This window comes from Janibacter sp. FSL W8-0316 (assembly GCF_038004165.1).
In the GTDB taxonomy this organism is placed as follows: Bacteria; Actinomycetota; Actinomycetes; order Actinomycetales; family Dermatophilaceae; genus Janibacter; species Janibacter indicus.
Genome location: NZ_JBBOQX010000001.1, coordinates 898,078 through 922,903 on the forward strand (window position 1 = coordinate 898,078; position 24,826 = coordinate 922,903).

At 71.4% G+C, this 24,826-nt stretch carries 24 protein-coding genes and 1 tRNA gene; 14 read left to right on the forward strand and 11 right to left on the reverse strand.

Annotation, left to right across the window (positions count from 1 at the left end):
• Positions 1-51: 51 nt before the first annotated feature.
• The 9 genes from NYE39_RS04375 to NYE39_RS04415 form a co-directional block, all read right to left on the reverse strand.
• The gene (locus NYE39_RS04375) at positions 52-1,173 is read right to left on the reverse strand and encodes a bifunctional RNase H/acid phosphatase (RefSeq protein ID WP_072624850.1); all 1,122 of its coding nucleotides are present in this window, start codon (positions 1,171-1,173) and stop codon (positions 52-54) included.
• On the reverse strand, positions 1,173-1,913 hold the full coding sequence (locus tag NYE39_RS04380) for a zinc ribbon domain-containing protein (protein ID WP_192910402.1): 741 nt from the start codon (positions 1,911-1,913) through the stop codon (positions 1,173-1,175). Before NYE39_RS04380 ends, NYE39_RS04375 begins: the two co-directional genes overlap by 1 nt.
• Positions 1,910-2,773, reverse strand: coding sequence for a Nif3-like dinuclear metal center hexameric protein (locus NYE39_RS04385; protein WP_192910403.1), 864 nt, complete (start codon positions 2,771-2,773; stop codon positions 1,910-1,912). The genes NYE39_RS04380 and NYE39_RS04385 overlap by 4 nt, the downstream gene beginning before the upstream one ends.
• Position 2,774: 1 nt before the next feature.
• Positions 2,775-2,847: transfer RNA gene (locus NYE39_RS04390), tRNA-Val, on the reverse strand.
• A 51-nt stretch (positions 2,848-2,898) separates the two neighbouring features.
• Positions 2,899-3,873: an isopenicillin N synthase family dioxygenase gene (locus NYE39_RS04395; RefSeq protein WP_084451211.1), complete on the reverse strand. Its 975-nt coding sequence runs from the start codon at positions 3,871-3,873 to the stop codon at positions 2,899-2,901.
• Positions 3,874-3,904: 31 nt separating this feature from the next.
• Entirely contained in the window at positions 3,905-4,411 is a 507-nt protein-coding gene (locus NYE39_RS04400; protein ID WP_226282559.1) for a peroxiredoxin, read from the reverse strand.
• A complete protein-coding gene (locus NYE39_RS04405; protein WP_083546107.1) occupies positions 4,369-4,803 on the reverse strand; it encodes a DUF3052 domain-containing protein in 435 nt (144 codons plus the stop codon). The genes NYE39_RS04400 and NYE39_RS04405 overlap by 43 nt, the downstream gene beginning before the upstream one ends.
• A gap of 32 nt (positions 4,804-4,835) precedes the next feature.
• The gene (locus NYE39_RS04410) at positions 4,836-6,317 is read right to left on the reverse strand and encodes a PH domain-containing protein (protein WP_341011922.1); all 1,482 of its coding nucleotides are present in this window, start codon (positions 6,315-6,317) and stop codon (positions 4,836-4,838) included.
• Positions 6,314-6,835, reverse strand: a complete 522-nt coding sequence (locus tag NYE39_RS04415; RefSeq protein ID WP_223277592.1) for a PH domain-containing protein — start codon at positions 6,833-6,835, stop codon at positions 6,314-6,316. Before NYE39_RS04415 ends, NYE39_RS04410 begins: the two co-directional genes overlap by 4 nt.
• An 80-nt stretch (positions 6,836-6,915) precedes the next feature.
• Here NYE39_RS04415 and fdhD point away from each other — a divergent pair, with 80 nt between their 5' ends.
• Complete coding sequence (gene fdhD / locus NYE39_RS04420; protein WP_341011923.1) at positions 6,916-7,803, forward strand: formate dehydrogenase accessory sulfurtransferase FdhD; 888 nt, start codon at positions 6,916-6,918, stop codon at positions 7,801-7,803.
• Between the two features lie 77 nt (positions 7,804-7,880).
• Positions 7,881-10,673 carry a pyruvate dehydrogenase (acetyl-transferring), homodimeric type gene (gene aceE, locus NYE39_RS04425; protein ID WP_341011924.1) on the forward strand — a complete coding sequence of 931 codons (2,793 nt, stop codon included), beginning with the start codon at positions 7,881-7,883 and terminating at the stop codon, positions 10,671-10,673.
• A 268-nt stretch (positions 10,674-10,941) separates the two neighbouring features.
• Here the strand turns inward: aceE and NYE39_RS04430 are convergent, their stop codons facing one another.
• Together NYE39_RS04430 and NYE39_RS04435 are read right to left on the reverse strand one after the other, a co-directional pair.
• Entirely contained in the window at positions 10,942-11,577 is a 636-nt protein-coding gene (locus NYE39_RS04430; RefSeq protein WP_192910406.1) for a hypothetical protein, read from the reverse strand.
• 155 nt (positions 11,578-11,732) lie between these two features.
• The gene (locus tag NYE39_RS04435; protein WP_072624859.1) at positions 11,733-12,884 is read right to left on the reverse strand and encodes a glycerophosphodiester phosphodiesterase family protein; all 1,152 of its coding nucleotides are present in this window, start codon (positions 12,882-12,884) and stop codon (positions 11,733-11,735) included.
• A gap of 150 nt (positions 12,885-13,034) precedes the next feature.
• Here NYE39_RS04435 and argG point away from each other — a divergent pair, with 150 nt between their 5' ends.
• The 12 genes from argG to NYE39_RS04495 all read left to right on the forward strand — a co-directional run bounded on the left by argG (position 13,035) and on the right by NYE39_RS04495 (position 24,813).
• A complete protein-coding gene (gene argG, locus NYE39_RS04440; protein ID WP_192910407.1) occupies positions 13,035-14,462 on the forward strand; it encodes an argininosuccinate synthase in 1,428 nt (475 codons plus the stop codon).
• Between the two features lie 31 nt (positions 14,463-14,493).
• Entirely contained in the window at positions 14,494-15,672 is a 1,179-nt protein-coding gene (locus NYE39_RS04445; RefSeq protein ID WP_341011925.1) for a PucR family transcriptional regulator, read from the forward strand.
• Positions 15,673-15,727: 55 nt separating this feature from the next.
• Complete coding sequence (locus tag NYE39_RS04450; protein WP_192910409.1) at positions 15,728-16,909, forward strand: acyltransferase domain-containing protein; 1,182 nt, start codon at positions 15,728-15,730, stop codon at positions 16,907-16,909.
• Positions 16,906-17,910, forward strand: coding sequence for a beta-ketoacyl-ACP synthase III (locus NYE39_RS04455; protein ID WP_072624863.1), 1,005 nt, complete (start codon positions 16,906-16,908; stop codon positions 17,908-17,910). Before NYE39_RS04450 ends, NYE39_RS04455 begins: the two co-directional genes overlap by 4 nt.
• 69 nt (positions 17,911-17,979) lie before the next feature.
• Entirely contained in the window at positions 17,980-18,231 is a 252-nt protein-coding gene (locus NYE39_RS04460) for an acyl carrier protein (protein ID WP_068318328.1), read from the forward strand.
• An 80-nt stretch (positions 18,232-18,311) separates the two neighbouring features.
• Positions 18,312-19,562, forward strand: a complete 1,251-nt coding sequence (fabF, locus tag NYE39_RS04465; protein WP_072624864.1) for a beta-ketoacyl-ACP synthase II — start codon at positions 18,312-18,314, stop codon at positions 19,560-19,562.
• Positions 19,559-20,998, forward strand: coding sequence for an acyl-CoA carboxylase subunit beta (locus NYE39_RS04470; RefSeq protein WP_192910412.1), 1,440 nt, complete (start codon positions 19,559-19,561; stop codon positions 20,996-20,998). The genes fabF and NYE39_RS04470 overlap by 4 nt, the downstream gene beginning before the upstream one ends.
• The gene (locus NYE39_RS04475) at positions 20,995-21,420 is read left to right on the forward strand and encodes a pyridoxamine 5'-phosphate oxidase family protein (protein WP_072624865.1); all 426 of its coding nucleotides are present in this window, start codon (positions 20,995-20,997) and stop codon (positions 21,418-21,420) included. The genes NYE39_RS04470 and NYE39_RS04475 overlap by 4 nt, the downstream gene beginning before the upstream one ends.
• 96 nt (positions 21,421-21,516) lie before the next feature.
• Positions 21,517-22,275 (forward strand): amino acid ABC transporter ATP-binding protein, encoded by a 759-nt coding sequence (locus NYE39_RS04480; protein WP_341011926.1) that lies wholly within the window; start codon positions 21,517-21,519, stop codon positions 22,273-22,275.
• Positions 22,276-22,338: 63 nt separating this feature from the next.
• Positions 22,339-23,175, forward strand: a complete 837-nt coding sequence (locus NYE39_RS04485) for a glutamate ABC transporter substrate-binding protein (protein WP_192910414.1) — start codon at positions 22,339-22,341, stop codon at positions 23,173-23,175.
• A 91-nt stretch (positions 23,176-23,266) separates the two neighbouring features.
• On the forward strand, positions 23,267-23,947 hold the full coding sequence (locus NYE39_RS04490; RefSeq protein ID WP_072624867.1) for an amino acid ABC transporter permease: 681 nt from the start codon (positions 23,267-23,269) through the stop codon (positions 23,945-23,947).
• Positions 23,944-24,813, forward strand: a complete 870-nt coding sequence (locus NYE39_RS04495; protein WP_072624868.1) for an amino acid ABC transporter permease — start codon at positions 23,944-23,946, stop codon at positions 24,811-24,813. The genes NYE39_RS04490 and NYE39_RS04495 overlap by 4 nt, the downstream gene beginning before the upstream one ends.
• Positions 24,814-24,826: the final 13 nt, after the last annotated feature.

Genomic DNA, 24,826 nt, shown 5'->3' on the forward strand with positions numbered 1-24,826 from the left:
CGAGTCCGGAGGCCGTGAGCCAGGTGGGCAGGTCGTCGATGTCGGCGCCTCTCAGGTGCGGTTGGTGAAGGCGACGACAGCCTGCCCGTCGGGCCAGGCCTCGATGCCGGTGAGGGACCCGGGTGACCCCGCGATCCGCCACATGGACTCGTGCGGGAGACCCAGGACCAGACCGAGCACCGCGAGGATGGGCTTGCGGTGACTCGCGACGACGACCGTGCCCCCGCGCGCGACCACCCGCTCCCACGCACCGAGCACCCGCTCGACCATCTCGTCGTGGCTCTCTCCCCCGGGCCGGGCGTAACCCCGGTCGTCGCGCAGCGCCCGGAAGTCCTCGGCAGCATCTTTGACGAGGTCACGCACCGCGGCGCCGTCCCAGTCGCCGAAGGACTGCTCGTCCCAGTCCCGATCGACCTCGATCGCGGTCCCGAGCCGCTCGGCGATCACCGCTCCGGTCTGCCGCGCCCTGGCCAGGTCCGACGTGAGGACCTGCACGGGGTCGTCCCCGACGAGCCCTGCGACGAGATCGGCCGCTCGCTGCGCCTGGCGCCGGCCGGCGTCGGTGAGGTCCGGGTCGTACCCACCTCGCCCGTCGAGGCGCCCCTGCTCGGTGAACGCGGTAACCCCGTGGCGCACGAGCACCACGCGCGTCGGGGTGCCCCGGCCGCTCCATGGTCGAGCCGGCTCCTGCTCGCCGTCACGGGAGGGCGCGAGGTCGTCGCGCTCCTGCTCGTCGGCGTGCCAGTCCTCGACCTCGTCACCGTCCATGCCCCGGTTGGACAGAGCATCGGCCGCGGAGTTGTCCGCTCGTGGCACCCACACGAAGTCGACACTGCCACCGGCGTCGACGATGCGGGCGACGAGGTCGCGGCCCTGCTGCGCGAGGGCGCGCATGTCGGGGTGCTTGACCTTCCAGCGACCGGACATCTGCTCGACGACGAGCTGGGAGTCCATGGCGACGACGACCTCGGCGTCGGCGCTGATCCGATGTGCCGCCGCCAGCCCGGCGAGCATGCCTCGGTACTCGGCGACGTTGTTGCTCGCGGTGCCGATGGGGGCGGCGAGCTCGACGAGGACGGTCCCGGCCTCGTCACGCACGAGTGCGCCGTAACCGGCCACGCCGGGGTTGCCGCGGGACCCACCGTCGGCCTCGACGCGGAGCGTGCGACCCATCAGCTCTCGGTATGGGTGCGCACGAGGATGCGGCCGCACTCCTCGCACCGCACGACCTCGTCGCTCGCGGCCCGCTCGATGGCCGAGACGTCGACCGGGTTGAGCTCCAGCCGGCAGCCGCCGCAGCGGCCGTGCGTGAACTCCGCCGCCCCGAGACCGCCCGAGCTGTCCCGGATGCGGTCGTAGAGGGCGAGGAGCTTGTCGTCGATGCCGCCGACGAGGTCGGCTCGCGGCCGCTCGACCTCGACCCGCTCGGCGTCGAGGTCACCCACGGCAGTGTCCCGCTCGGCCGTGAGTCGGTCGACCTCGGCCTGCGCCGCGTCGCGCTCGGTGGTCAGCTCGGTGAGCCGGGCCTCGGCGCCCTCCTGGCGCTCCATGACCTCGATCTCGACGTCCTCGAGCTCGGCCTGCCGACGCGCGAGGGTCTGCAGCTCGTGCTGGAGCGAGGTGAGGTCCTTGGAGGTCATGCCGGTGCCGGCCTCGAGCCGCGCCTGGTCGCGGGCCGCCCGGTCGCGCACCTGCTGCACGTCGGACTCGGCCCGCTCGACCTCGCGACGGATGTCGGACAGACCCGTCTCGACACGGACCACGTCGTCGCTCACCTGCTGCAACCGGCTCCGCGCCTCCGCGAGCGCCGCGATCTGCGGCACGCGGGTGCGCGCGTGGTCGATCTGCTGCAGCCTCGTGTCGAGAGCCTGCAGCTCGAGGAGTCGTGCCTGGACGAAGGGGTCTGCCTTCACTGCGGGTCTCCTTGGAGGGGTCGGGCGCCGACGGTGAAGGTCCACGGGTCGGTGCAGATGGTGCTCACGTGGGTGTCCAAGCCCATCACATCGTGCCCCGCCGCGGCGAGCGACCCCACGAGACGCTCGAGCATCTCGCGCAGCCACAGCGACTCGGTGGCCCAGTGACCGGCGTCGACGACGAAGGGGGTGCCACCCCGACTCGTGGCCTCCTCGCGGGCCTCGAGCACCGGGTGGTGGCGCAGGTCGGAGGTGACGTAGACGTCCGCACCAGCCGCGGCCGCCGCGTCGAGCAGCCCGTCACCGGCCCCGCCGAGCAGGGCCACGCGGCGCACATGCGCGTCGGGCGGGCCGCACACCCGCACCCCCGCCGGTGCCCAAGGGAGCGCCGCCGCCAGGCCCGACGCGAAGTCCGCGAGGGTCACCGGCTCGTCGAGGTCACCGACGCGTCCCATGGGGCGGCCCTCCTCGACGCTCAGCGGCTCGCTCGTCGTCAGGCCGCACGCGGTGGCCAGGGCGGTGTTGACGCCCGGCTCGGCGACGTCGGCGTTGGTGTGCGCGACGTAGAGGGCGACGTCTCCGACGACGAGCGAGGTGACGGCCGCTCCCTTCGCGCTCGTCGTGGCGACCGAGTGCACGCCGCGCAGGAGCAACGGGTGGTGCGTGACGAGCAGGTCCGCTCCGGCCTCGCGGGCCTCCTCGATGACGGCGAGGGTCGGGTCGACCGCGGCGTGGATGCGCCGCACGGGCTGCTCGGGGTCGCCGGTCACGAGGCCGACGCGGTCCCACGACTGCGCCGAGTCGAGCGGGAAGGTCTGCTCGAGGACCGCCAGGACGTCCTGGAGGCGAAGGTGGCTCATGTGGGCCCGGCCGGGCTCGAACCGACGACACCCGCGGTGTAAACGCGGTGCTCTACCAACTGAGCTACAGGCCCCGGACGCCCCGAGGGGGCGCCAGCGTCATTGTGTCAGGCCGCGACCCGACCTCAGACGCGCCGCGCGTCCTCGATGAGGTTGATCTCGTAGAGGACGAGGTCGAGGGCATCGGCCGCGCTGATCGGCGAGAAGAGCTGCGGGGTCGCCTCGGTGACCGTCGACACGAGCGGGCTGAGGACCGTCCACGGCGTCGGGTGGGTGAACTGCACGACGGAGTAGCGGTCGCCCTCCTGGCCGGGGGCCGCGACGACCCGGTGGATGCCGGGCTCGATGACGCCGTTGGTCACGACCTCGAGCATGAGGCCGGTGTTGATGATCGCGCCGCCGTCGGGGGCGATCGCGTCGATCCACTCGCCACTGTCCTTGAGGCGCACCTGCAGACCGGCCGCGGTCGCCCGCGGCAGGGCGGTGATGAGGTTGATGTCGGCGTGCTCCGCGGCCCACACGTGGGGCGCCTCGGGCGCGGACTCCATCGCCGGGTAGTGGATTGCGCGGGAGAGGGTCGGCCCGTCGACGAGCATCTTCTCGAAGTAGTCGGGGTGGGCACCGACACCGGTCGCGATGATGCGCAGCACCCGGCGCTGCAGGTCGGCGACCGAGCGGTGGAAGGTCGTCAGCGTCTCGGTGATGCCCGGCACGGCCGACTCGGGAAGCACCGGGTCGTGGTAGCGGTGCGGGTAGCGGGTGCGCAGCGGGTGCCCGGCCGGGATCGCGGGGCCCCAGTTGAGCATCTCCTTCCAGTCCGCGACGTCGGCGGTCGCGGCGGTCTCGACGAGCAGCCCCGTGTAGCCGGTCTGCCCGTGGGTGCCCGGCGCGACGAACTGCTCCTTGACCTCGCGCTCGGCGGTGAAGAACTCCTCGAGCATCCCGTAGGCGCTGTCGATGAGGTCCTCGGACAGGTCGTGCTTGACGTAGACGAAGCCGGTCTCCAGCGACGTCATCAGGCCGTCGACGACGGCCCGCTCGCGCTCAGCGTCCCCGGACTCGAAGGCCAGCAGGTCCACCTCGAGGATGTCATCGCTCATGAGGGCGAAGACTACCCGGCGTGCAGGCCCGTCAGGGAGCGCCGAGCTGCGCGAGCGCCTCGTGGTAGCCGGTGAAGTCACGCGCCTGCCCCGTGGGGTTGACGAGCGACCAGGCCACGCGTCCGGCGGGGTCGACGAGGAAGGTCCCCCGCCGGGCCATCCCGCGCTCGTCGTCGAGGACGCCGTAGGCCCGAGCCACCTGCCCGTGCGGCCAGAAGTCGGACAGCAGGGGGAAGAAGTAGCCCTCCTGGTCGGCCCAGGCCCGCAGGCTGAACATCGGGTCGCACGAGATCGCCACGGTCGTCACCTGCTCGGACTCGAAGCGCCCGAGGTCGTCCCGGATCTCCCCGAGCTCGCCGGTGCAGATGCCCGAGAAGGCGAAGGGGTAGAAGACCAGGAGCACGGCCCGGTCGGCGCGCAGCTCGGCGAGCGAGACGTCACGGCCGTTCTGGTCGCGCAGGGTGAAGTCGGGAGCGTGCTGCCCGACAGACAGGCTCAGCGCGCGCCCTTGGGCGCGGCCAGCCGGGTGGCCACCCACTCCTCGGAGCACATGACCGACCCGGAGGTGTGCAGGCCCGCGGTCGTCGCCGCCTCGTCGACCTCGCTGGGGTCGACCTCCTCCGCCTGACCGGGACGGGGCGTGAGGAGCACGATCGAGGAGCCCTCCGCGAGGGTGCCGAGGGTGTCGACGAGCGCGTCGGTCAGGTCGCCGTCGCCGTCGCGCCACCACAGGATCACCGCGTCGACGACGCCGGTGTAGTCCTCGTCCTCGAGCTCCTCGCCGATGACGTCCTGGACCGCCGCCCGCAGGTCGTCGTCGACGTCGTCGTCCCAGCCGTACTCCTGCACGATCTGCCCGGTGGTGAAGCCGAGCTTCTCCACCGCGGCCTCGGCAAGATCCGCTCCCGCGGACCGGGGCTCCCCCGTCACGACACTGGTCCCTTCTGCTGCTCGCTGATCACTCATCCCTCATAGTCCACCGTGTCCGGCCCGCCGTTGCAAGCAGGTCCACCGTCTTCGTCGCGTCGCGCGGGGCTCGCGTGGGCCTCGACGAGCCCGCGCAGGGCCTCGGCGCCCGCCCGGTCGAGGTGGCAGACCTCTGGGCTCACCGGCCCCACGGTGCTCACCACCGCGACGCTCGCGAGGTCGAGACGGCGCGACACGGGCCCCTGGCTCACCGTGAGCGACTGGACCCGGTGCCACGGCACGACCTGCAGGCTGCGGTCGAGCCAGCCGCGTCGCAGGACCAGGGCCCGGCGCCCGGCCAGGTAGCCGATGTGGCGGTGGGCGAACGGGTGGACCCACCGGGCGCGTCGCGGCTGGCCGACGAACCCGTCGGGGGTGGCCCCCACGAGCGACCCGACCTGAGCGGTGGTCTCGGGGTCGTCGGTGACGACGGCGAGCAGCCGCAGCACCTCGTCGGTGGTCGCGACGGGGACGAGGACGGCGTCGGACGCCGCCTCGGACGCCGAGCCGATCTCGGCGCCGGCGACGTTGACCTTGAGCGACCACCATCCGGGACGGCGCCACAGCCAGGGCTGCTCGATCGCAACGGCCTGCACACGGTGGATCGGCACGGACGACGTACGGGTGTCGGTCAGGCCGCGCTGGCTGGTCAGGGTGCCCCCGCGCAGCCCGATGACCAGGCCCCACCAGCGGGTGAGGCGCAGCAGCGCGCGGCCGCCGGCCACGACGACGACGGGGAAGAACCCGGTGACGGCCGGGGAGAGGCCGACGAGCGCGAGGACGACCGCGATGACGCCGATGCCGGCGAGGAAGATCGCCTCGCCGCTCAGCAGCACCGAGGCGACGATCCGTCCCGGCGGCACGGTCAACAGCCGCTCCTCCGGGCGGTGACCTGCGCGGCGATCGGGCCCGAGCCCGCCCTCCTCGGGAGACCCGGCGGTCTCGGGCGGGCCGGCCGCCGCCCGATGGGCCAGGCCCAGCAGACGCTCTCGGACCGACTCGGCGTCGGCGGCTCGCAGGTAGGCGATCGACAGGTGCGAGTCGCCGCCGCCCGCCGACTCGACGCGCACCTCCGACAGGCCGCACAGGCGGGCGAGCAGCGGCCGCACGACGTCAACGGCCTGGATGCGGTCATAGCGCACCTGACGGTGCTGGCGGAAGAGGGCGCCCGTGCGCATCTCGATGCTGTCCTCGCCGATCCGGTAACGCGTGAACCACCAGGACACGAGGCCGAGGAGGATCGCGCCGAGGACGACGAGTGCGACCGCGCCGACCTGCAGCAGCGTCGCGACGCCCGGCACAGCGCCCGCGGGCCCTCCCCGGCCCGAGCCACCGTCACCACCACCGAAGGCCGCGGCGAGGGTGTCGATCTGCTGGCTCACGAGGTAGCCGAGCACGCCGAGGACGACGAGCCCGCCGCGGATGAAGGGCGAGATCGGGTGGACCCGGGCGAACCCGTCGGCGTCGGCTCCGGTCACAGTCCTGCTCGCTGCGCCTCGCCACGTGCGGCCAGACGCACACGCAGCTCCTCGGCCACGTCGGCCGGCAGGCCGCAGATCGTCCCGCTGCTCGCCGGCGAGGCGGTGTTGACGGTGATCTCGGCCAGCCCGGCGCGCCGCATGTAGGGACCGGAGCTGAGGTCGACGTACTGGATGCGGCCGTAGGGCACGGTGACCAGGCGCCGCCACATGCGACCCCGGCGGATGGCCAGCTCCTCGGGCAGCTCGGCCCAGCTCATCGCCCGCACCTGGACCCCGATGAGCCACATGAGCCAGGCCCAGATGACGACGACCAGCGCGGAGCCGACCGCCAGCCACGGCCACAGCAGCGCCGCGGCCACGCCGAGGGCCAGCGCCACCGGCAGGAGCACCGCGCTCGTGCTCACCCGGCGCACGCGGGCGAGCGCGGGCGAGACGGGCCGCCAGTCCGCGCCACCGTCACCGTGCAGCGGGAGCACGTGCGGGACCGAAGGGGGCGGGGTCGGCTGCTCGTCCACGGCACCATCACACCAGACCACGGTCCGTAGGCTGGACGCGTGGTGGACGAGCGACGTGCAAGCGAGCAAGGAGGTGCCCGATGGGTCGGGTGACGCAGCGGCTCAAGGTGGAGGGACGTGACGGACGCACCCTGCGTCGCATCGAGTCGGTCGCCGTCGAGGAGCCGCTCGAGATCCGGGTCGCGGCCCTGCCCGACGGGGGCGTGCCTGCCGGGAGCTCCCCCCTTCGTCCGCCGTCGACGACCGTGACGACGACGATGCGCCTGCCCGGCGACGACTTCGACCTCGCGCTGGGGCACCTCGTCGCCGAGGGCCTGGTCGCGGACGGCGACGCTGTGGCGACGATGATGCACTGCACCGACACCGGCCCGGACGGGTCGCCGACCTTCAACGTCGTCGAGGTGACGCTCGCCGCTGGGGTGTCCCTGCAGCGCCGGGTCACCGAGCGCACCGAGATCGCGACGAGCGCCTGCGGCGTGTGCGGCTCGGCGACCGTCGACGACCTGCTCGCCGCCCTGCCGACCTCCCCCGGCGACGACGGCGCCCGCGTCGACCTGGCCGCGATCCACGCCGGCATGGCGGCGATGCGCGAGCGCCAGCGCGTCTTCGAGGCGACCGGAGGGGTCCACGCGGCCGCGCTCCTCGGCCCGGCCGGCGAGCTGCTCGTGGTGCGCGAGGACATCGGCCGGCACAACGCCGTCGACAAGGTCATCGGCTGGGCCGCCCGCGAGGGGCGGCTGCCGCTGCGCGGGCACGCACTGCTCGTCTCCTCACGAGCCGGCTTCGAGATCGCGCAGAAGGCCGCGGTCGCCGGGGTCCCCGTCCTGGCCTGCGTCTCGGCCGCGACGACCCTGGCCATCGAGGTCGCCGACAGGGCCGGGCTGACCCTGCTCGGCTTCGTCCGCGAGCCGCGCGCGACCGTCTACACGCACACCCACCGCATCCCGGAGTCCGAACCCGGTTTGTGACGCCCGACACCCACGCGAGAGGATGGGTGTGTCCGTCGTCACCACGTGCGGACAGGTCTTGTGAAAGGACGACACTCGTGCCCGGCTCAGCAGATCACCTCAGCGACGGCCCCATCCTCAACGGCATCCCCACCCACCTGCCGGACATCGACGCGGAGGAGACGGCCGAGTGGCTGGACTCCATCGACGCGCTGATCGACGACTCGGGCCGCGAGCGGGCCCGCTACGTCATGCTGCGCCTGCTCGAGCGTGCGCGCATGAAGAACGTCGGGGTCCCGTCGCTGACGACGACCGACTACGTCAACACCATCCGACCGGCGGACGAGCCGTGGTACCCGGGTGACGAAGAGGTCGAGCGCCGCTACCGCGCGTGGATCCGCTGGAATGCCGCGGTCCAGGTCCACCGCGCCCAGCGCCCCGGCGTCGGCGTGGGCGGGCACATCTCCTCCTACGCCTCCGCGGCGACCCTCTACGAGGTCGGCTTCAACCACTTCTGGCGGGGCAAGGACCACCCGGGTGGCGGCGACCAGATCTTCTTCCAGGGCCACGCCTCCCCCGGCATGTACGCCCGGGCCTTCCTCGAGGGCCGCCTCAGCGAGGAGCAGATGGACGGCTTCCGTCAGGAGGCCGCTCGGCTCGCCGGGCAGGGCGAGACCGGGATGCCCTCCTACCCCCACCCGCGCCTGATGCCCGAGTTCTGGGAGTTCCCCACGGTGTCGATGGGCATCGGTCCGATGAACGCGATCTACCAGGCTCAGTTCAACAAGTACCTGCACAACCGCGGCATCAAGGACACCTCGCAGCAGCACGTGTGGGCCTTCCTCGGCGACGGCGAGATGGACGAGCCGGAGAGCCGCGGCCTGCTGCAGACAGCCGCCTTCGAGGAGCTCGACAACCTCACCTTCGTCGTCAACTGCAACCTCCAGCGCCTCGACGGGCCGGTGCGCGGCAACGGCAAGATCATCCAGGAGCTCGAGGCGCAGTTCCGCGGTGCCGGGTGGAATGTCATCAAGGTCGTCTGGGGTCGCGGCTGGGACCCGCTGCTCGCCGCCGACCGCGACGGCGCCCTGGTCAACCTCATGAACCAGACGCCCGACGGCGACTACCAGACCTTCCGCGCCAACGACGGCGCCTACGTGCGGGAGAACTTCTTCAACCGCGACCCGCGCACCCGCAAGCTCGTCGAGGACTGGTCCGACGCCGACGTGTGGTGGAAGCTCAAGCGCGGTGGCCACGACTACAACAAGGTCTACGCCGCCTACCGCGCCGCGATGCACCACACCGGTCAGCCGACGGTCATCCTCGCCAAGACGATCAAGGGCTACGGCCTGGGCACGCACTTCGCCGGGCGCAATGCGACCCACCAGATGAAGAAGCTCACCCTCGACGACCTCAAGGGGCTGCGCGACGGGCTGAAGATCCCGATCACCGACGAGCAGCTCGAGGCCGATCCCTACCTGCCGCCCTACTACCACCCCGGCGAGGACGACGAGGCGATCCGGTACATGCGCGAGCGCCGCGGCAAGCTCGGCGGCGGGCTGCCCTCGCGGCGGGTCGACTACACGGCGCCACAGCTGCCGGGCGACGACAAGTACGCGCAGATGGCCAAGGGCTCGGGCAAGCAGGAGATCGCCACGACGATGGCCTGGGTGCGTCTGCTCAAGGACCTCATGCGGGAGAAGGGCTTCGGCGACCGGATCGTGCCGATCATCCCTGACGAGGCGCGGACCTTCGGGATGGACTCCTTCTTCCCGACGAAGAAGATCTACAACCCGCACGGGCAGAACTACACCTCGGTCGACGCCGACCTCATGCTCGCCTACCGCGAGTCCGAGCAGGGCCAGATCATCCACACGGGCATCAACGAGGCCGGCTCGGTCGCGGCCTTCACCGCGGCGGCGACGAGCTACGCGACGCACGGCGAGCCGATGATCCCCGTCTACATCTTCTACTCGATGTTCGGCTTCCAGCGCACCGGCGACGGCATCTGGGCGGCGGCCGACCAGATGTCCCGCGGCTTCCTCCTCGGCGCCACGGCCGGGCGCACGACGCTCACCGGTGAGGGCCTGCAGCACGCCGACGGTCACTCGCCCCTGCTCGCGGCGACCAACCCGGCCGTCGTCACCTGGGACCCGGCCTACGGCTTCGAGATCGCGCACATCATGCGTCAGGGTCTGGCGACCATGTACGGCGGCGACGCCCCGCAGTCCGACCCCAGCCGCAACGTCATCTACTACCTCACGCTCTACAACGAGCCGATCGTCCAGCCGCAACAGCCCGAGGGCCTCGACGTCGACGGCCTGCTCAAGGGCATCTACCGCTACGCCGCCGGTGACGCCTCCGGCCTCGGCGACACCCCGCCGCGCTGCCAGCTGCTCGCGAGCGGTGTCGGCATGGCGTGGGCACTCGAGGCGCAGCAGCTGCTCCGCGACGACTGGGGCGTCGTCGCCGACGTGTGGTCGGTGACGAGCTGGAGCGAGCTGCGCCGCGAGGCCATGGCGTGCGACGAGCAGCGCTTCCTCCACCCCGACCAGGAGCGGCGCACCCCCTTCGTCACGCAACAGCTCGAGGGCACCGTCGGCCCGGTCGTCGCGGTCTCCGACTACATGAAGCAGGTCCAGGACCAGATCCGGCCGTGGATCCCCGAGGAGTTCTCGGCCCTGGGCACCGACGGCTTCGGCTTCTCCGACACCCGGGCGGCGGCACGGCGCTACTTCCACGTCGACGGTCCGTCGATGGCGGTGCGGGCGCTGCAGATGCTCGCCGACCGCGGCTGGGTCGCCGAGGACGCCCCCGGCAAGGCTGCGGAGAAGTACCGCCTGCTCGACATCTCCGCAGGCAACTCCGGCAATGCCGGCGGTGACGCCTGACGCACAGCCGACGGCACCCGACGAAGGGGGTGTCCGCACCGTGGCACGACGACGGGCGGGCACCCCCTTCGTCGCCTCGCAGCCGCCACGCCACGGTCGCCGAGTTCGCTGCTCTTCGACTTATCCGACGTCGTGGGACGGTACCCGGCACGGCCGCGACGGCACCTCCGGGACGCTGCGCTCGTGGACCTGCCCCGAGGGCGTCACCGTCACCAACCCAGGACCTGCGGATGCAGTACGGCTGGACGGTCTGAGACGCGAAGGGGGCTCAGAAGGTCCGCAGCGCCACGAGGTCGGCCAGGGCCGACTGGGCCTCGCACCCGCACGCCACCTCGTACGGGAAGTGGACGCGCAGGTCGCGGCGGCAGGTGCCGACGTACTCGCGCAGGACCAGACCCCGGGCGTCGGCGAGCACCGGACGCAGAGAGGACACCGGCTGCAGCTCGTCGACGACGAGGGCCCGCAGGTCGTCCCGGTGGTGCTGGTCGAGGTGGGTGATCCACTCGTCCTGCCAGCCGGCCAGCGCGTCCATGCCGGCCCGCGCGTAGGCCAGCGGGTCCACCGAGACGACCTCGCCCGGACGCCGCTCGACGCCCCACTCGAGGGTGACCGTCTGCGGCACGAGCTTGGCGACGGGGGCACCCGGCACCACCCCCAGGTGGTCGAGCAGCTCCTCGCACACCGGGTGCGGCACGATCTCGGCCGGGCCGGAGAGTCGCACCAGCCCGCGCAGGCGCCCCGGGTGCGCCACCGACGAGACGTCGTACGCGACCGCGTCGACGACCGGTCCGGGCTCACCCGGGACCGCCAAGTGCACGCAGTCGGGAGCGGCCTCCGCCAGGGCGAAGAACACCGCTCCCGAGCCGTCGGTGGCGTGCCGGCTGATGGGAGCACGGGTGCCCATCAGTCCCACCTCGAGGCAGCTCGCTGTCGCGACCACCGTCCTGGCCAGCTGTGCGTCCTGTGCCACTGGGGCCTCCTCCATGTCGAATGAAGGTAAGCCTAACCTTATGACGAAGGGAGGGCGCGCCGGGCGCGCCCTCCCTTCGTCCTGCCGGCTCAGTCTTGCTCGAGGAAGTCCGCGCGCGCCTCGACGCAGACATCGGGCTGGTCGCAGAAGGCGCCGTCGATGCCGACCTCGAAGAAGCGGGTCACCTCGTCCTTGGCCCGGCCGTGCGTCGCCGGGTCGGTGCCGATGCGGTAGTCGACCGGCAGGAAGGAGTTTTCCGACCGGAAGGTCCACGGCGTGACCTTGAGACCCGCGGCGTGCGCGTCGTCGACGAAGCTCGTGGGCTCACCCAGGGTGCCGTCGGCGTTGCGGGCGATGACCGCGTTCTTCTCCGGGCCGAAGCCGTCGATCCACTGGGACAGCTCCTGCATCGAGGTCGCCGTCGTCAGCTCGGCATAGGTCGTGCCCTGAGCGTGCAGGTCGTAGGGGCCGCCCTTGACCGTCGTGAGGAAGGTGCTCTTGCCCTTGTAGCCGTGCTCGTCGCGCAGGTCCTTGAGCGCGGTGAGCTCGAAGGACTGCACCCACAGCGGGGCCTTGGGGTGGTTGAGGTGGTACGTCGTCACCAGACGGGCGAGCTCGGCCTCGGGGTCGAAGCCCTCGTCGTGGAGGTAGGTCGAGTGCTTGATCTCCGGGATGATGCCGATGACGCGACCGGTCTTGCGGGAGAGGGCCTCTCGCTTGGCCAGGACCTCCTCGAAGGTCGGCACCTCGAACTGGCCGTCGTAGCCGGCCGACTCCGGACGCATGTCACCTAGGCGCTCCTTGGCGCGCAGCGTCTTCAGCTCGGCGAGGGTGAAGTCGTCGACGAACCAGCCGGTGACCTGCGCGCCGTCGAGGTTCTTCGTCGTCCTGCGGTCGGCGAACTCCGGGTGGTCGGCGACATCGGTGGTGCCCGAGATCTCGGGCTCGTGGCGGTCGACGAGCACCCCGTCCTTGGTCATGACGAGGTCGGGCTCGATGTAGTCGGCACCCTGCACAACGGCCAGGTCGTAGGCGGCGAGGGTGTGCTCGGGGCGGTAGCCCGAGGCGCCGCGGTGGGCGAGGACGAGGGGGTCTGCCATGTTCTTCTCCCGGTAGCCGGGGTTGCCCGACGCGGCCTGGACCTGGGCGTCAGGGGCCGCAGTGGCGGCGGTCGAGGTGGCCTGCGGCGCGACGAGCGCGGCGGCAGCCAGGAGTCCGGTGGCGATCTTCGTGGGGTGCATGTCGGGGACGGTAGGGGCGTCGTGCCCACCATCTGCCGACATCACCGTGTCGCCGTCGTGACCAGTCGATGAACGCACGGGAGTTCGCCCTTCGCCTTCGAGGCGCGGACCGGGGACGGCGACGGGCTGCCGAGGTCCTAGGGTGGGGGCGTGTCCAAGGTACTGACTTCCCTCCCTGTTGGTGAACGTGTCGGCATCGCCTTCTCCGGCGGTCTCGATACCTCGGTGGCCGTCGCGTGGATGCGCGAGAAGGGGGCGGTGCCGTGCACGTACACCGCTGACCTCGGCCAGTACGACGAGGACGACATCGAGTCGATCCCCGGTCGCGCCGGCCAGTACGGCTCCGAGCTCTCCCGTCTCGTCGACTGCAAGGGCCCGCTCGTCGAGGAGGGCCTGTCCGCGATCGCGTGCGGCGCCTTCCACATCCGCAGCGGCGGCCGCACCTACTTCAACACCACCCCGCTGGGCCGCGCCGTCACCGGCACGCTGCTCGTGCGGGCGATGAAGGAGGACGGCGTCTCCATCTGGGGCGACGGCTCGACCTTCAAGGGCAATGACATCGAGCGCTTCTACCGCTACGGCCTCATGGCCAACCCCGGGCTGCGCATCTACAAGCCCTGGCTCGACGCCGACTTCGTCACCGAGCTCGGCGGGCGCCAGGAGATGTCCGAGTGGCTCACCGAGCGCGGCCTGCCCTATCGCGACAGCGCGGAGAAGGCCTACTCCACCGACGCCAACATCTGGGGCGCCACCCACGAGGCCAAGACCCTCGAGCACCTCGACGTCTCGCTCGAGACGGTCGAGCCGATCATGGGCGTGCGCTTCTGGGACCCGCAGGTCGCCATCGAGGCCGAGGACGTCACCGTGCGCTTCGAGCGCGGGCGCCCGGTCGCGATCAACGGTGACGACTTCGGCGGCGACGCCGTCGCGCTCGTCATGGCGGCCAACACCATCGGTGGTCGCCACGGCCTGGGCATGTCCGACCAGATCGAGAACCGCATCATCGAGGCGAAGTCCCGCGGCATCTACGAGGGCCCGGCGATGGCCCTGCTGCACCTGACCTACGAGCGCCTGCTCAACGCGATCCACAACGAGGACACCATCGCGAGCTACCACGCCGAGGGCCGCCGTCTCGGCCGGCTGCTCTACGAGGGCCGCTGGTTCGACCCGCAGGCGCTCATGCTCCGCGAGTCGCTGCAGCGCTGGGTCGCCTCCGTCGTCACCGGCGAGGTCACCGTGCGCCTGCGCCGCGGCGAGGACTGGACGATCGTCAACACCGTCGGCGAGCACTTCAGCTACCACCCCGACAAGTTGTCGATGGAGCGCACCGAGAATGCCGCCTTCGGCCCGGTCGACCGCATCGGCCAGCTGACGATGCGCAACCTCGACATCGCCGACAGCCGCAGCAAGCTCGAGGTCTACGCCGCGCAGGACCAGCTCTCCGGTGGCTACCTGGAGATCATGGGCGAGCTCGAGGCCGGCGGCGGCGACCAGATCGCCTCCAACCCGGCCGCGGCCAACGTCGACGACGAGGACGACGCCCTCGACCGCGCCGCCATGGAGTTCGGCACCGACTGAGCATTGTGGTCTTCGCACATAGGATGACGGGGTGTCGCGTCGTGGCCTCGTCTCCCTCACCACCCGTCGGCAGGTGCGCCGCAACGGCGGCGCCCTGGCCCGGGCGGCGACCCAGCGACTCGAGGCGCAGCACGACTGGTACGCCAGGCTCACTGCCCAGGAGCGCTCGTGGGTCGGGCTCGTCGCGCAGGCCGGCATCGCCAACTTCATCCAGTGGCTCGACGGCGAGGAGTCGGCCGACACCCGCACGACCTTCGGTGCCGCGCCCCGGGAGCTGACCCGCACGATCAGCCTCGCCCAGACCCTCGAGCTGGCCCGCTCGGTCGTCGAGGTCGTCGAGGAGCACGTGGAGGAGCTCGCCAAGCCGGCAGACGTCACCGACCTGCGCATCGCCGTCCTGCGCTACTCGCGCGAGATCGCCTTTGGCGCCGCGCAGGTCTACGCCCACGCCGCCGAGCAGCGGGGCGCCTGGGACGCCCGGCTCGAGTCGCTCGTCATCGACGCCGTCATGCGCGGCGAGGTCGACGAGTCCATCCGCACCCGCGCCGCCGCCCTCGGCTGGGGCGACGTCACCGATCTCGTTGTGCTGGTGGGCGATTCGCCCCGCAGCAGCGATGACGACGACCCTGCCCTCGCGGTCGGGCAGGTGCACCGCACAGCCCAGCGGCTCGATCTCCCCGTGCTCGCCGGCGTCCAGGGCGCCCGCCTCGTGGCGGTCGTCGGCTCGGTGCAGGACCCGGCCGCGACGGCTGCCGGGTTCGCCGAGTGCTTCGCCGACGGAGACCTCGTGCACGGACCGCTCGTCACCGACCTCACGGAGGGAGCCGTGTCGGCGCACGCCGCCGTCGCCGGGCACCTCGCCGCTCCCGGCTGGCCCACGCGCCCTCGCCCCGTCGCCGCCGACGACCTGCTCGGCGAGCGGGCCATCGCCGGCGACGACCTCGCCCGCGCCACGCTCGTCGAGCAGGTGCAGCTGCCGCTCGAGGAGCACCCGAGCCTCCTCGACACCGCGCGCACACATCTGGAGTCCCCGGGTCTCGAGGCGACCGCACGCACCCTCATCGTCCACGTCAACACGGTCCGCTACCGGCTGGGCCGGATCAGCGAGGTCATCGGCTACGACCTCACCGTGCCGCACGAGGCCTTCACCGTGCGCGTCGCGCTGACCCTCGGGGCGATCTTGGAGGATCCCTCCAACATCGCGGGGTGATTCTCTGGCGAGGTCGACCTCGCCCATCTCCCCCCTCGACCGCGACTCTGGATGGGTGCTCGCCATCACCTGCCCCGGACAGGGCTCCCAGTCCCCCGGCTTCCTCAACCCCTGGCTCGAGCTGCCCGGCGTGGCCGACCGCCTGCACTGGCTCTCGGCCGTGGCCGGCATCGACCTCGCCGCGCACGGCACGACGAGCGACGAGGAGACGATCAAGGACACCGCGATTGCGCAGCCGCTCATCGTCGCCGCGGGCCTGCTCTCGCTGCTGACCCTCTTCGAGCACCCGGCAGACGGGTTCCGCGTGGTCGGCGCCGGTGCCGGTCACAGCGTCGGTGAGATCACCGCGGCCTCGGCTGCCGGCGTCATCTCCGCCGAGCAGGCCATGGTCCTCGTCCGCGAGCGCGGTCGCGGCATGGCCGCCGCGGCACAGGCCACCCCCACCGGGATGAGCGCCGTCCTCGGCGGCGACCCCGACGAGGTCCTCGCCGTCCTCGAGCAGCACGGCCTCACCCCGGCCAACATCAACGGCGCCGGCCAGGTCGTGGCCGCCGGCACGATCGAGCAGCTGGCCGCCCTCGCCGAGGCCCCGCCGGCCAAGGCGCGGGTCATGCCGCTCAAGGTCGCCGGTGCCTTCCACACCGAGTACATGTCCCCCGCCGTCGCCGAGATGGGCCGGCTGGCCCGCGCCGTCTCGACCCACGACGCCCGGGTCCCGCTCGTCTCCAACGTCGACGGTGCCGTCATCCACTCCGGCCGCGAGGTGCTCTCGCGCATCGTCAGCCAGGTGAGCAACCCGGTGCGCTGGGACCTGTGCATGGAGACCCTCAAGGACCTCGGCGTCACCGGGATCATCGAGATCCCGCCGGCCGGTGCGCTCACGGGTCTGGCCAAGCGCGGTCTCAAGGGAGTCGAGGTGCTCGCCCTCAAGACGCCCGACGACCTCGAGGCCGCCCACCGCATGGTACGCGAGCACGGCTCGGCTCGGTCGGCCTCGCAGCCGACCTGGCGCCTGGTCACCGCACCGGTCAAGGGCACCGTCGAGGTCGGCTCGGCCGGCCCCGGCGCGGCCGTCACCCCGGGCGACGTCGTGGCCCGCATCTCCTCCCTTCGCGACACCCTCGAGGTGCGGGCCCACCACGGCGGCACCGTCGTCGAGTGGCTCGTCGAGGACGGCGACCCGGTCTCCCCCGGCCAGCCCCTGCTGCGCCTGCACCCCGAGGGGTCGATCGCGTGAGCACCTCGACCCTGGGCGTCCCCGACGTCCTGCACCACGCCCGGATCACCGGGGTGGGCGCCTACCGTCCCGAGCACGTGGTCCCCAACAGCGAGATCATCGAGGCGATCGACTCCTCCGACGAGTGGATCCGCGAGCGGTCCGGCATCGCCTCGCGCCACAAGGCGGCCGAGGACGAGAGCGTCGTCGACATGGCCGAGCACGCCTCGCGCGCAGCCCTCGCCTACGCCGGTCTGCGGGCCGAGCAGGTCGGCGCCGTCCTCGTCGCGACGGTGACCCACCCCTACCAGACCCCCGCGGCCGCCCCGATCCTCGCGGCCCGACTCGGGTCCGGCGCGGCCGCCTTCGACATCTCCGCCGCCTGCGCGGGCTACTGCCACGCGATCTCCGTGGCCAACGACATGGTGCGGGTCGGCACCGCCGAGCACGTCCTCGTCGTCGGGGTCGAAAAGCTGCTGGACTTCACCGACCCGCAGGACCGCGGCTCCGCCTTCATCTTCGGCGACGGCGCCGGGGCGGCCATCGTCTCCCGCAGCGAGACCCCGGGCATCGGCCCGACCGTGTGGGGCAGCGACGGCGACAAGCACCGCTTCATCACCCAGCGCGACGCGTGGACGCAGCTGCGCGACGACCGCGACCTGCGCTGGCCGGCGATCATCATGGAGGGCCCGAGCGTCTTCCGCTGGGCCGTGTGGTCGATGGCCAAGGAGGCCCAGCGCGCCCTCGACGCCGCTGGGGTGCGTGCCGACGAGCTCGCCGCCTTCATCCCCCACCAGGCCAACGTGCGGATCATCGACCAGATGGCCAAGACCCTCGGCCTGCCCCCGGACCTGCCGATCGCCCGCGACATCGTCACCACCGCCAACACCTCGGCCGCCTCGGTCCCCCTCGCCATGGAGCGCATGCTCCGCGAGGGCGAGGTCGAGCCCGGCGGTCTGGCACTGCAGATCGGCTTCGGCGCCGGTCTCGTCTGGGCCGCGCAGGTCGTGACCCTCCCCTAGTTCACCCGTCGGTCCGACGGGTCATCGGGCCAGCACACCGCCCCAACCGCACACACAAGGAGCAGTTCCATGGCATTCAGCGACCAGGAGATCCTCGACGGCCTCGCCGAGATCGTCTCGGAGGAGACCGGTGTCGACGCGTCCGAGGTGACCGCCGACAAGACCTTCACCGACGACCTCGATGTCGACTCGCTGTCGATGATGACGATCGCCGTCACCGCCGAGGAGAAGTTCGGGGCCAAGATCCCCGACGAGGAGGTCAAGAACCTCAAGACCGTCGGCGACGCCGTCAACTTCATCAAGGCCAACCAGGCGGCCTGACCACGGTGACGTTCCCCCCTTCGTCATGAGCGAAGGGGGGAGCCGCCCGGTCCTCGTCCACCGACCCACAGGAGACCCGCATGTCCTCCCCCCGACCCACCGTCGTCGTCACCGGTCTCGGCGCCACGACCCCGCTCGGCGGGACCGCCGAGGAGACCTGGCAGTCCATCCTCGCCGGTCGTTCCGGCGCGAGCACGCTCGATGCCTCCTGGGTCGAGGAGTACGAGCTCCCGGTGACCTTCGCCGCGCAGCTCGCCGTGCCGGTGACCGAGGTGCTCAAGAAGGTCGAGACCAAGCGCCTCGACCCCTTCGCCCAGTACGCGCTCGTCGCCGCGCGTGAGGCCTGGGCCGATGCCGGCTCGCCCGAGGTCGAGCCGGAGCGCCTCGCCAGTGCCGTCGGCACCGGCATCGGTGGCGTGCAGACCCTGCTCACCGCGTGGGAGGCGCTGCGCACCAAGGGTCCTCGCCGGGTCTACCCGCTGTCGATCCCCATGCTCATGCCCAACTCCGCGTCGGGCACGGTCTCGCTCGAGTTCGGTGCCCGGGCCGGCGCCCACACCCTCGTCTCGGCCTGCTCCTCCGGCGCCGAGTCGATCGGCTACGGCGCCCACCTCATCCGCGAGGGACTGGCCGACGTCGTCATCGCCGGGGGCTCAGAGGCCTCGATCCACCCGCTGCCCATCGCCGGCTTCGCCGCGATGCAGGCCCTCTCGACGCGCAACGACTCCCCCCGGACCGCCTCGCGGCCCTATGACACCGACCGCGACGGCTTCCTCCTCGGTGAGGGCGGGGCGATCCTCGTCCTCGAGTCGGAGGAGCATGCCCGGGCACGCGGCGCCAACATCATCTGCACCCTCGCCGGCTTCGGCGTGAGCGCCGACTCGCACCACATCGCCGCGCCCGAGCCCGAGGGGGCCGGCGCCTCGCGGGCCATGGCGGACGCGGTCCGCGACGCCGACGCGACGCCCGCCGACGTGTGCCACATCAATGCCCACGCGACGTCGACCCCCGTCGGCGACGTCGCCGAGGTCGCGGCGATCCGCCGGGCCTTCGGCACGGACGCCGACCACATGGCCGTCAGCGGGACGAAGTCGATGACCGGTCACCTGCTCGGCGCCGCCGGCGCCCTCGAAGCCGTCTTCGCCGCCCAGGCCGTGCGCGACCGGGTCGCTCCCCCGACGATCAACATCGACAACCTCGACCCGGCGGTCGACCTCGACATCGTGCGCGACACGCCACGGCCGCTGGGCGACGGCGACCTGCTCGTCCTCGACAACAGCTTCGGCTTCGGCGGGCACAACGTTGCCCTGGCCTTCGGGACGCACTCGTGACGCGCCAGCCCAATGCGGCCTCCGCATCGGTGTCGACGCGGACCAAGGTCCCCCGCGAGCAGGACCCGCGCAACCCCAACCACCGGATCGCCGACTTCCTCGACGACGGGTCGGTCGAGCTGATCACGAACGACGACGACTCGGGCATGCTCGCCGCCACGGGCACCGTCGGCGGTCAGCCCATCGTCGTCTTCGCCTCCGACGCGACGATCATGGGCGGCGCGATGGGCGTCGCCGGGTGCAAGGTCGTCGTCACGGCCTACGAGCGGGCCCTCGCCGACGAGGTCCCGGTCGTCGGCCTGTGGCACTCCGGAGGCGCCCGTCTGCCCGAGGGTGTCGTCTCGCTGCACGCCGTCGGCGAGGTCTTCGCGATCATGACCCGCGCCTCGGGCAAGATCCCCCAGATCTCGGTCGTCATCGGTGCCGCCGCCGGCGGTGCCGCCTACGGCCCGGCCCTGACCGACATCGTCATCCTCGCCCCGGAGGGGCGCATCTTCGTCACCGGGCCCGACGTCGTCCGCTCGGTCACGGGTGAGGACGTCGACGCCCTTCGCCTCGGTGGACCCGAGCCGCACGGCCGCCGCTCCGGCGTGGTCCACGTGCTCGCCGAGTCGATCGACGACGCCTACGGTCGGGCCGGCACGCTGTGCCGGCTGCTGAGCAGTCAGGGCGACTTCGACCTCGACGCGGTGACCGACGTCGACCTCGCCGAGCAGCTGCCCGAGTCGGCCAAGCGCGCCTATGACGTGCACCCTCTCGTCGAGCAGCTCCTCGACAGCGGCGAGGTGCAGGAGCTCCACGGCCGCTGGGCACCCAACATCGTCACCACCCTCGGCCGCATGGGGGGACGCACCGTCGGCGTCATCGCCAACAACCCCATGCGCCTGGGCGGGTGCCTCGACTCCTCATCCGCGGAGAAGGCGGCGCGCTTCGTACGCATGTGCGATGCCTTTGGTGTCCCGCTCGTCGTGCTCGTCGACGTGCCCGGGTACCTGCCCGGCGTCGGCCAGGAGTGGGATGGCGTCGTGCGCCGCGGGGCCAAGCTGCTGCACGCCTTCGCCGAGGCCGTTGTGCCGCGGGTGACGGTCGTGACGCGCAAGACCTACGGCGGCGCCTACATCGCCATGAACTCGCGCTCGCTGGGCGCCACCAAGGTCTTCGCCTGGCCCGACGCCCACGTCGCGGTCATGGGGTCGGTCGCGGCGATTCGCATCCTCCACCGCCGCCGGCTCGCCGAGGTCGACGAGTCCGAGGTCGCCGAGGTCGAGCAGCAGCTCGCCGATGAGCACGACCGCCTCTCGGGTGGACTGCCGCGCGCGGTCGAGATCGGTGTCGTCGACGAGATCGTCGAGCCGAGGCTGACGCGCTCGACCGTGGCGTCCGCCCTGGCGCAGGCTCCCGCTCGACGGGGTGAGCATGGGAACATTCCCCTGTGAGCTTCGAACCGCCGCAGACGCTGTCGACCGCCCAGTGCTGGGACCTGCTCGCCGCCCACGAGTTCGGGCGGCTCGCCTTCCCCCTCGTCGGCGACGTGCAGATCACCCCCCTCAACTACGCCGTCGACGGTGATCGACTGCTCTTCCGCACCGCCGAGGGCAACAAGCTGCTCGGCGTGGTCATGCATGCGCGTGTCGCGCTCGAGATCGACGAGCTGACGCAGGAGAGCGCATGGTCGGTCGTCGTGCGGGGGTCCGCGCGGGTGCTCGAGGGCGCCGAGGCCGATCGTGCCGAGCAGGTGCCGTTGCGGCCCTGGGTCGGCGACGACAAGCACCACGTCATCGAGATCGCCCCCGACGAGGTGAGCGGTCGCCGCTTCCACCTGCACAAGCCGTGGGAGCACATGCGCGCCACCGACTGACGCATCGGCGCCCGACAGGCGCCGGTTGTGTCTCGCTCCGGTCACACTCGCCGTTCCCGCGTCCCCTGACCCTTGCGGGCCAGTAGGTTCTGCGTCATGCCGAGCGACACCACCACCCACGAGCCCCTCGTCGTGCTCACCGACGTCAACAAGCACTTCGGGCAGCTGCACGTGCTCCAGGACATCAACCTGACCGTCGGCCGCGGCGAGGTCGTCGTCGTCATCGGTCCGTCGGGCTCGGGCAAGTCGACGCTGTGCCGCACGATCAACCGGCTCGAGACCTACGAGTCCGGCAGCATCACCATCGACGGCCAGCCGCTGCCCGAGGAGGGCAAGGAGCTGGCCCGGCTGCGCGCCGACGTCGGCATGGTCTTCCAGTCCTTCAACCTCTTCGCCCACAAGACGATCCTCGACAACGTCACCCTCGGGCCCATGAAGGTGCGCAAGAAGTCGAAGGCGGACGCACAGCAGCGGGCCCGCGAGCTGCTCACCCGGGTCGGCGTCGAGGCCCAGGCGGACAAGTACCCGGCCCAGCTCTCCGGCGGGCAGCAGCAGCGCGTGGCGATCGCCCGCTCCCTCGCGATGGACCCCAAGGTCATGCTCTTCGACGAGCCGACCTCGGCCCTCGACCCCGAGATGATCAACGAGGTCCTCGATGTCATGACACAGCTGGCGCAGACCGGCATGACGATGATCGTCGTCACCCACGAGATGGGCTTCGCCCGGCGGGCGGCGGACCGCGTCGTCTTCATGTCCGACGGGCAGATCGTCGAGACCGCCACCCCCGAGGAGTTCTTCACCAACCCGCGCAGCAACCGCGCCAAGGACTTCCTCGGCAAGATCCTCAGCCACTGACCAGCACGACAGCTCGACCGCGGCGCACAGGGTGTGGGTCGTGACAACCATGAGGAGAACACCATGACCATGCGACGTCTCGGCGCAGCCTCAGCCGCACTCGTCCTCACCCTCGGTCTCGCCGCGTGCGGCAGCGACGACGGCGGCGGTGACGGCGGGTCCGGCGGTGACGGCGGCGACAGCATCAAGATCGGCATCAAGTTCGACCAGCCCGGCCTGGGGCTGAAGGAGGGCAACACCTACACCGGCTTCGACGTCGACGTGGCCAACTACGTCGCCAAGGAGATGGGCAAGACCGATGTGCAGTTCGTCCAGGCCCCGAGCAAGCAGCGCGAGGACCTCATCGCCACCGGCCAGGTGGACCTGATCTTCGCGACCTACTCGATCACCGACGAGCGCAAGGAAAAGGTCTCCTTCGCCGGCCCCTACTTCATCGCCGGCCAGGACCTCCTCGTCGCCACCGACGCCAAGATCACCGGGCCCAAGGACCTCGACGGCAAGAAGCTGTGCTCGGTCACCGGCTCCACCTCCGCGGACAACGTCAAGAAGGAGGTCCCGGGCGTCAACCTCCAGGAGTTCGACACCTACTCCAAGTGCGCGGAGGCGGTCTCCAAGGGCCAGCTCGACGCGCTGACGACCGACGACACGATCCTCGCCGGCTACGCGGCCCAGGACCAGTACAAGGGCAAGCTCAAGGTCGTCGGTGCGCCCTTCTCCGAGGAGCGCTACGGCGTCGGCCTGAAGAAGGGCGACACCGAGCTGTGCGAGCAGGTCAACGAGGCGCTGACCAAGATGGTCGACGACGGCGAGTGGGACAAGGCGGTGGAGAAGAACTTCGGGCCGGCCGGCTTCGAGGTCGACTCCGAGACCAACCCGCCGAAGCTCGACGCCTGCTCCTGACCGACGAGGACGAAGGGGGCCGGCCCACCTGCGCGTGGCGGGCGTCGGCCCCCTTCGTCCCGCCGCTGACGCCATCGACAAGGAGTAGTGGATGAGCGAGCTCTTCCAGCAGTTCGACGTGTGGGGCGCCTTCTGGCTCACCATCAAGCTGGCGGTGTTCTCCCTCGCGGGGGCACTCGTGCTCGGCACGATCATCGCGATCATGCGGGTCTCGCCGGTCGCGGTCTTCCGCTTCGCCGGGAGCGCCTACGTCAACATCGTGCGCAACACCCCGCTGACCCTGATCCTCACCTTCACGATCATGGTCATGCTCTACGACCTGGGCATCAACCTCGCCGACGAGAACAGCCCGACCTCGATCACCGACAACGGTGTGCGCTGGGCGATCGTCGGCCTGGCCGTCTACCACGCAGCCTTCGTCTGCGAGGCGATCCGCAGCGGGATCAACACCGTGCCGCCCGGACAGGCCGAGGCGGCGCGCTCGATCGGCCTGGGCTTCACCCAGAACCTGCGCCACGTCGTGCTCCCCCAGGCGATCCGCGGTGCCATCGCTCCGCTCGCCTCGGTGACCATCGCCCTGATCAAGAACACGACGGTCGCTGCGGCCATCGGCGTCGCCGAGACCGCCGCCCTCATGAGCGAGGCGATCGAGCTGCGTGCCGACCTCAACTACGTGACCTTCGCCCTCGTGGCCGGGTTCTTCCTGCTCCTCACCCTGCCGATCGGCATCGGGCTGACGAGCCTGTCGCGGCGGATGGCGGTCAAGCGATGAGCACCCAGACCGTCCTCTTCGACAACCCCGGCCCCCGGGCGCGGATGCGCTACCGCATCATCGCCGCGCTCGGTCTGCTCGTCGCCGCGGCGCTCGCATGGGTCGTCGTCGGCAAGCTCAACGAGTACGAGGAGTTCTCCGGCGCGAAGTGGTCGCCGATGGCGACCTGGGAGACCTGGCGCTACTACCTGCTCATCGGCCTGTGGAACACCGTCAAGGCGGCTGCCCTGTCGGTCGTCGGCGCGAGCATCTTCGGCTTCGTCTTCGGCGCGGGCCGGCTCTCCGGCAACCGAGTCGTCCGCTGGGTCAGCGGTGCGGTCGTCGAGTTCTTCCGCGCGATCCCGGTGCTGATCATGATGATCTTCTTCTTCGGGATCTACGCCTACAACGGCGTCTTCTCCGCCGACCTCAACCCGCTCGCCGCCGTCGTCACCGCACTCACCCTCTACAACGGGTCGGTCATGGCCGAGCTGCTGCGCTCGGGCGTGCACTCCCTGCCGAGCGGCCAGAGCGAGGCCGGGCTGTCGGTCGGGCTCGCCCCCGGCCAGGTCCTGCGCTCGATCCAGATCCCGCAGGCGGTCACCGCGATGCTGCCCGCACTCGTCAGCCAGCTCGTCGTCATCCTCAAGGACACCGCGCTCGGCACGGTCATCACCTACCCGGAGCTGCTGCAGCAGGGGCAGAACCTCTCCTCGCTGCACTCCAACATCTTCGCGGCGCTGGTCGTCGTGGCGATCGTCTTCATCATCGTCAACTGGACGTTGACCTCGCTGGCCGGGCTGCTCGAGCGGCGGCTCAACCGCCGCGGCCGCACGGCCGGAGACGCCGTCGCAACCGCACCCACCGTCGCTGGCGCCGACGACTGACGCCTCCTCCCCA

Bases quoted from the DNA above. Each gene is read 5' to 3' on its own strand.
- NYE39_RS04430 (WP_192910406.1), bottom strand. From the start codon at position 11,577: ATGGGCACCCGTGCTCCCATCAGCCGGCACGCCACCGACGGCTCGGGA.
- NYE39_RS04375 (WP_072624850.1), bottom strand. From the start codon at position 1,173: ATGGGTCGCACGCTCCGCGTCGAGGCCGACGGTGGGTCCCGCGGCAAC.
- NYE39_RS04485 (WP_192910414.1), top strand. From the start codon at position 22,339: ATGACCATGCGACGTCTCGGCGCAGCCTCAGCCGCACTCGTCCTCACC.
- NYE39_RS04490 (WP_072624867.1), top strand. From the start codon at position 23,267: ATGAGCGAGCTCTTCCAGCAGTTCGACGTGTGGGGCGCCTTCTGGCTC.
- NYE39_RS04395 (WP_084451211.1), bottom strand. From the start codon at position 3,873: ATGAGCGATGACATCCTCGAGGTGGACCTGCTGGCCTTCGAGTCCGGG.
- NYE39_RS04460 (WP_068318328.1), top strand. From the start codon at position 17,980: ATGGCATTCAGCGACCAGGAGATCCTCGACGGCCTCGCCGAGATCGTC.
- NYE39_RS04385 (WP_192910403.1), bottom strand. From the start codon at position 2,773: ATGAGCCACCTTCGCCTCCAGGACGTCCTGGCGGTCCTCGAGCAGACC.
- fdhD (WP_341011923.1), top strand. From the start codon at position 6,916: ATGGGTCGGGTGACGCAGCGGCTCAAGGTGGAGGGACGTGACGGACGC.
- NYE39_RS04495 (WP_072624868.1), top strand. From the start codon at position 23,944: ATGAGCACCCAGACCGTCCTCTTCGACAACCCCGGCCCCCGGGCGCGG.
- NYE39_RS04480 (WP_341011926.1), top strand. From the start codon at position 21,517: ATGCCGAGCGACACCACCACCCACGAGCCCCTCGTCGTGCTCACCGAC.
- fabF (WP_072624864.1), top strand. From the start codon at position 18,312: ATGTCCTCCCCCCGACCCACCGTCGTCGTCACCGGTCTCGGCGCCACG.
- NYE39_RS04435 (WP_072624859.1), bottom strand. From the start codon at position 12,884: ATGCACCCCACGAAGATCGCCACCGGACTCCTGGCTGCCGCCGCGCTC.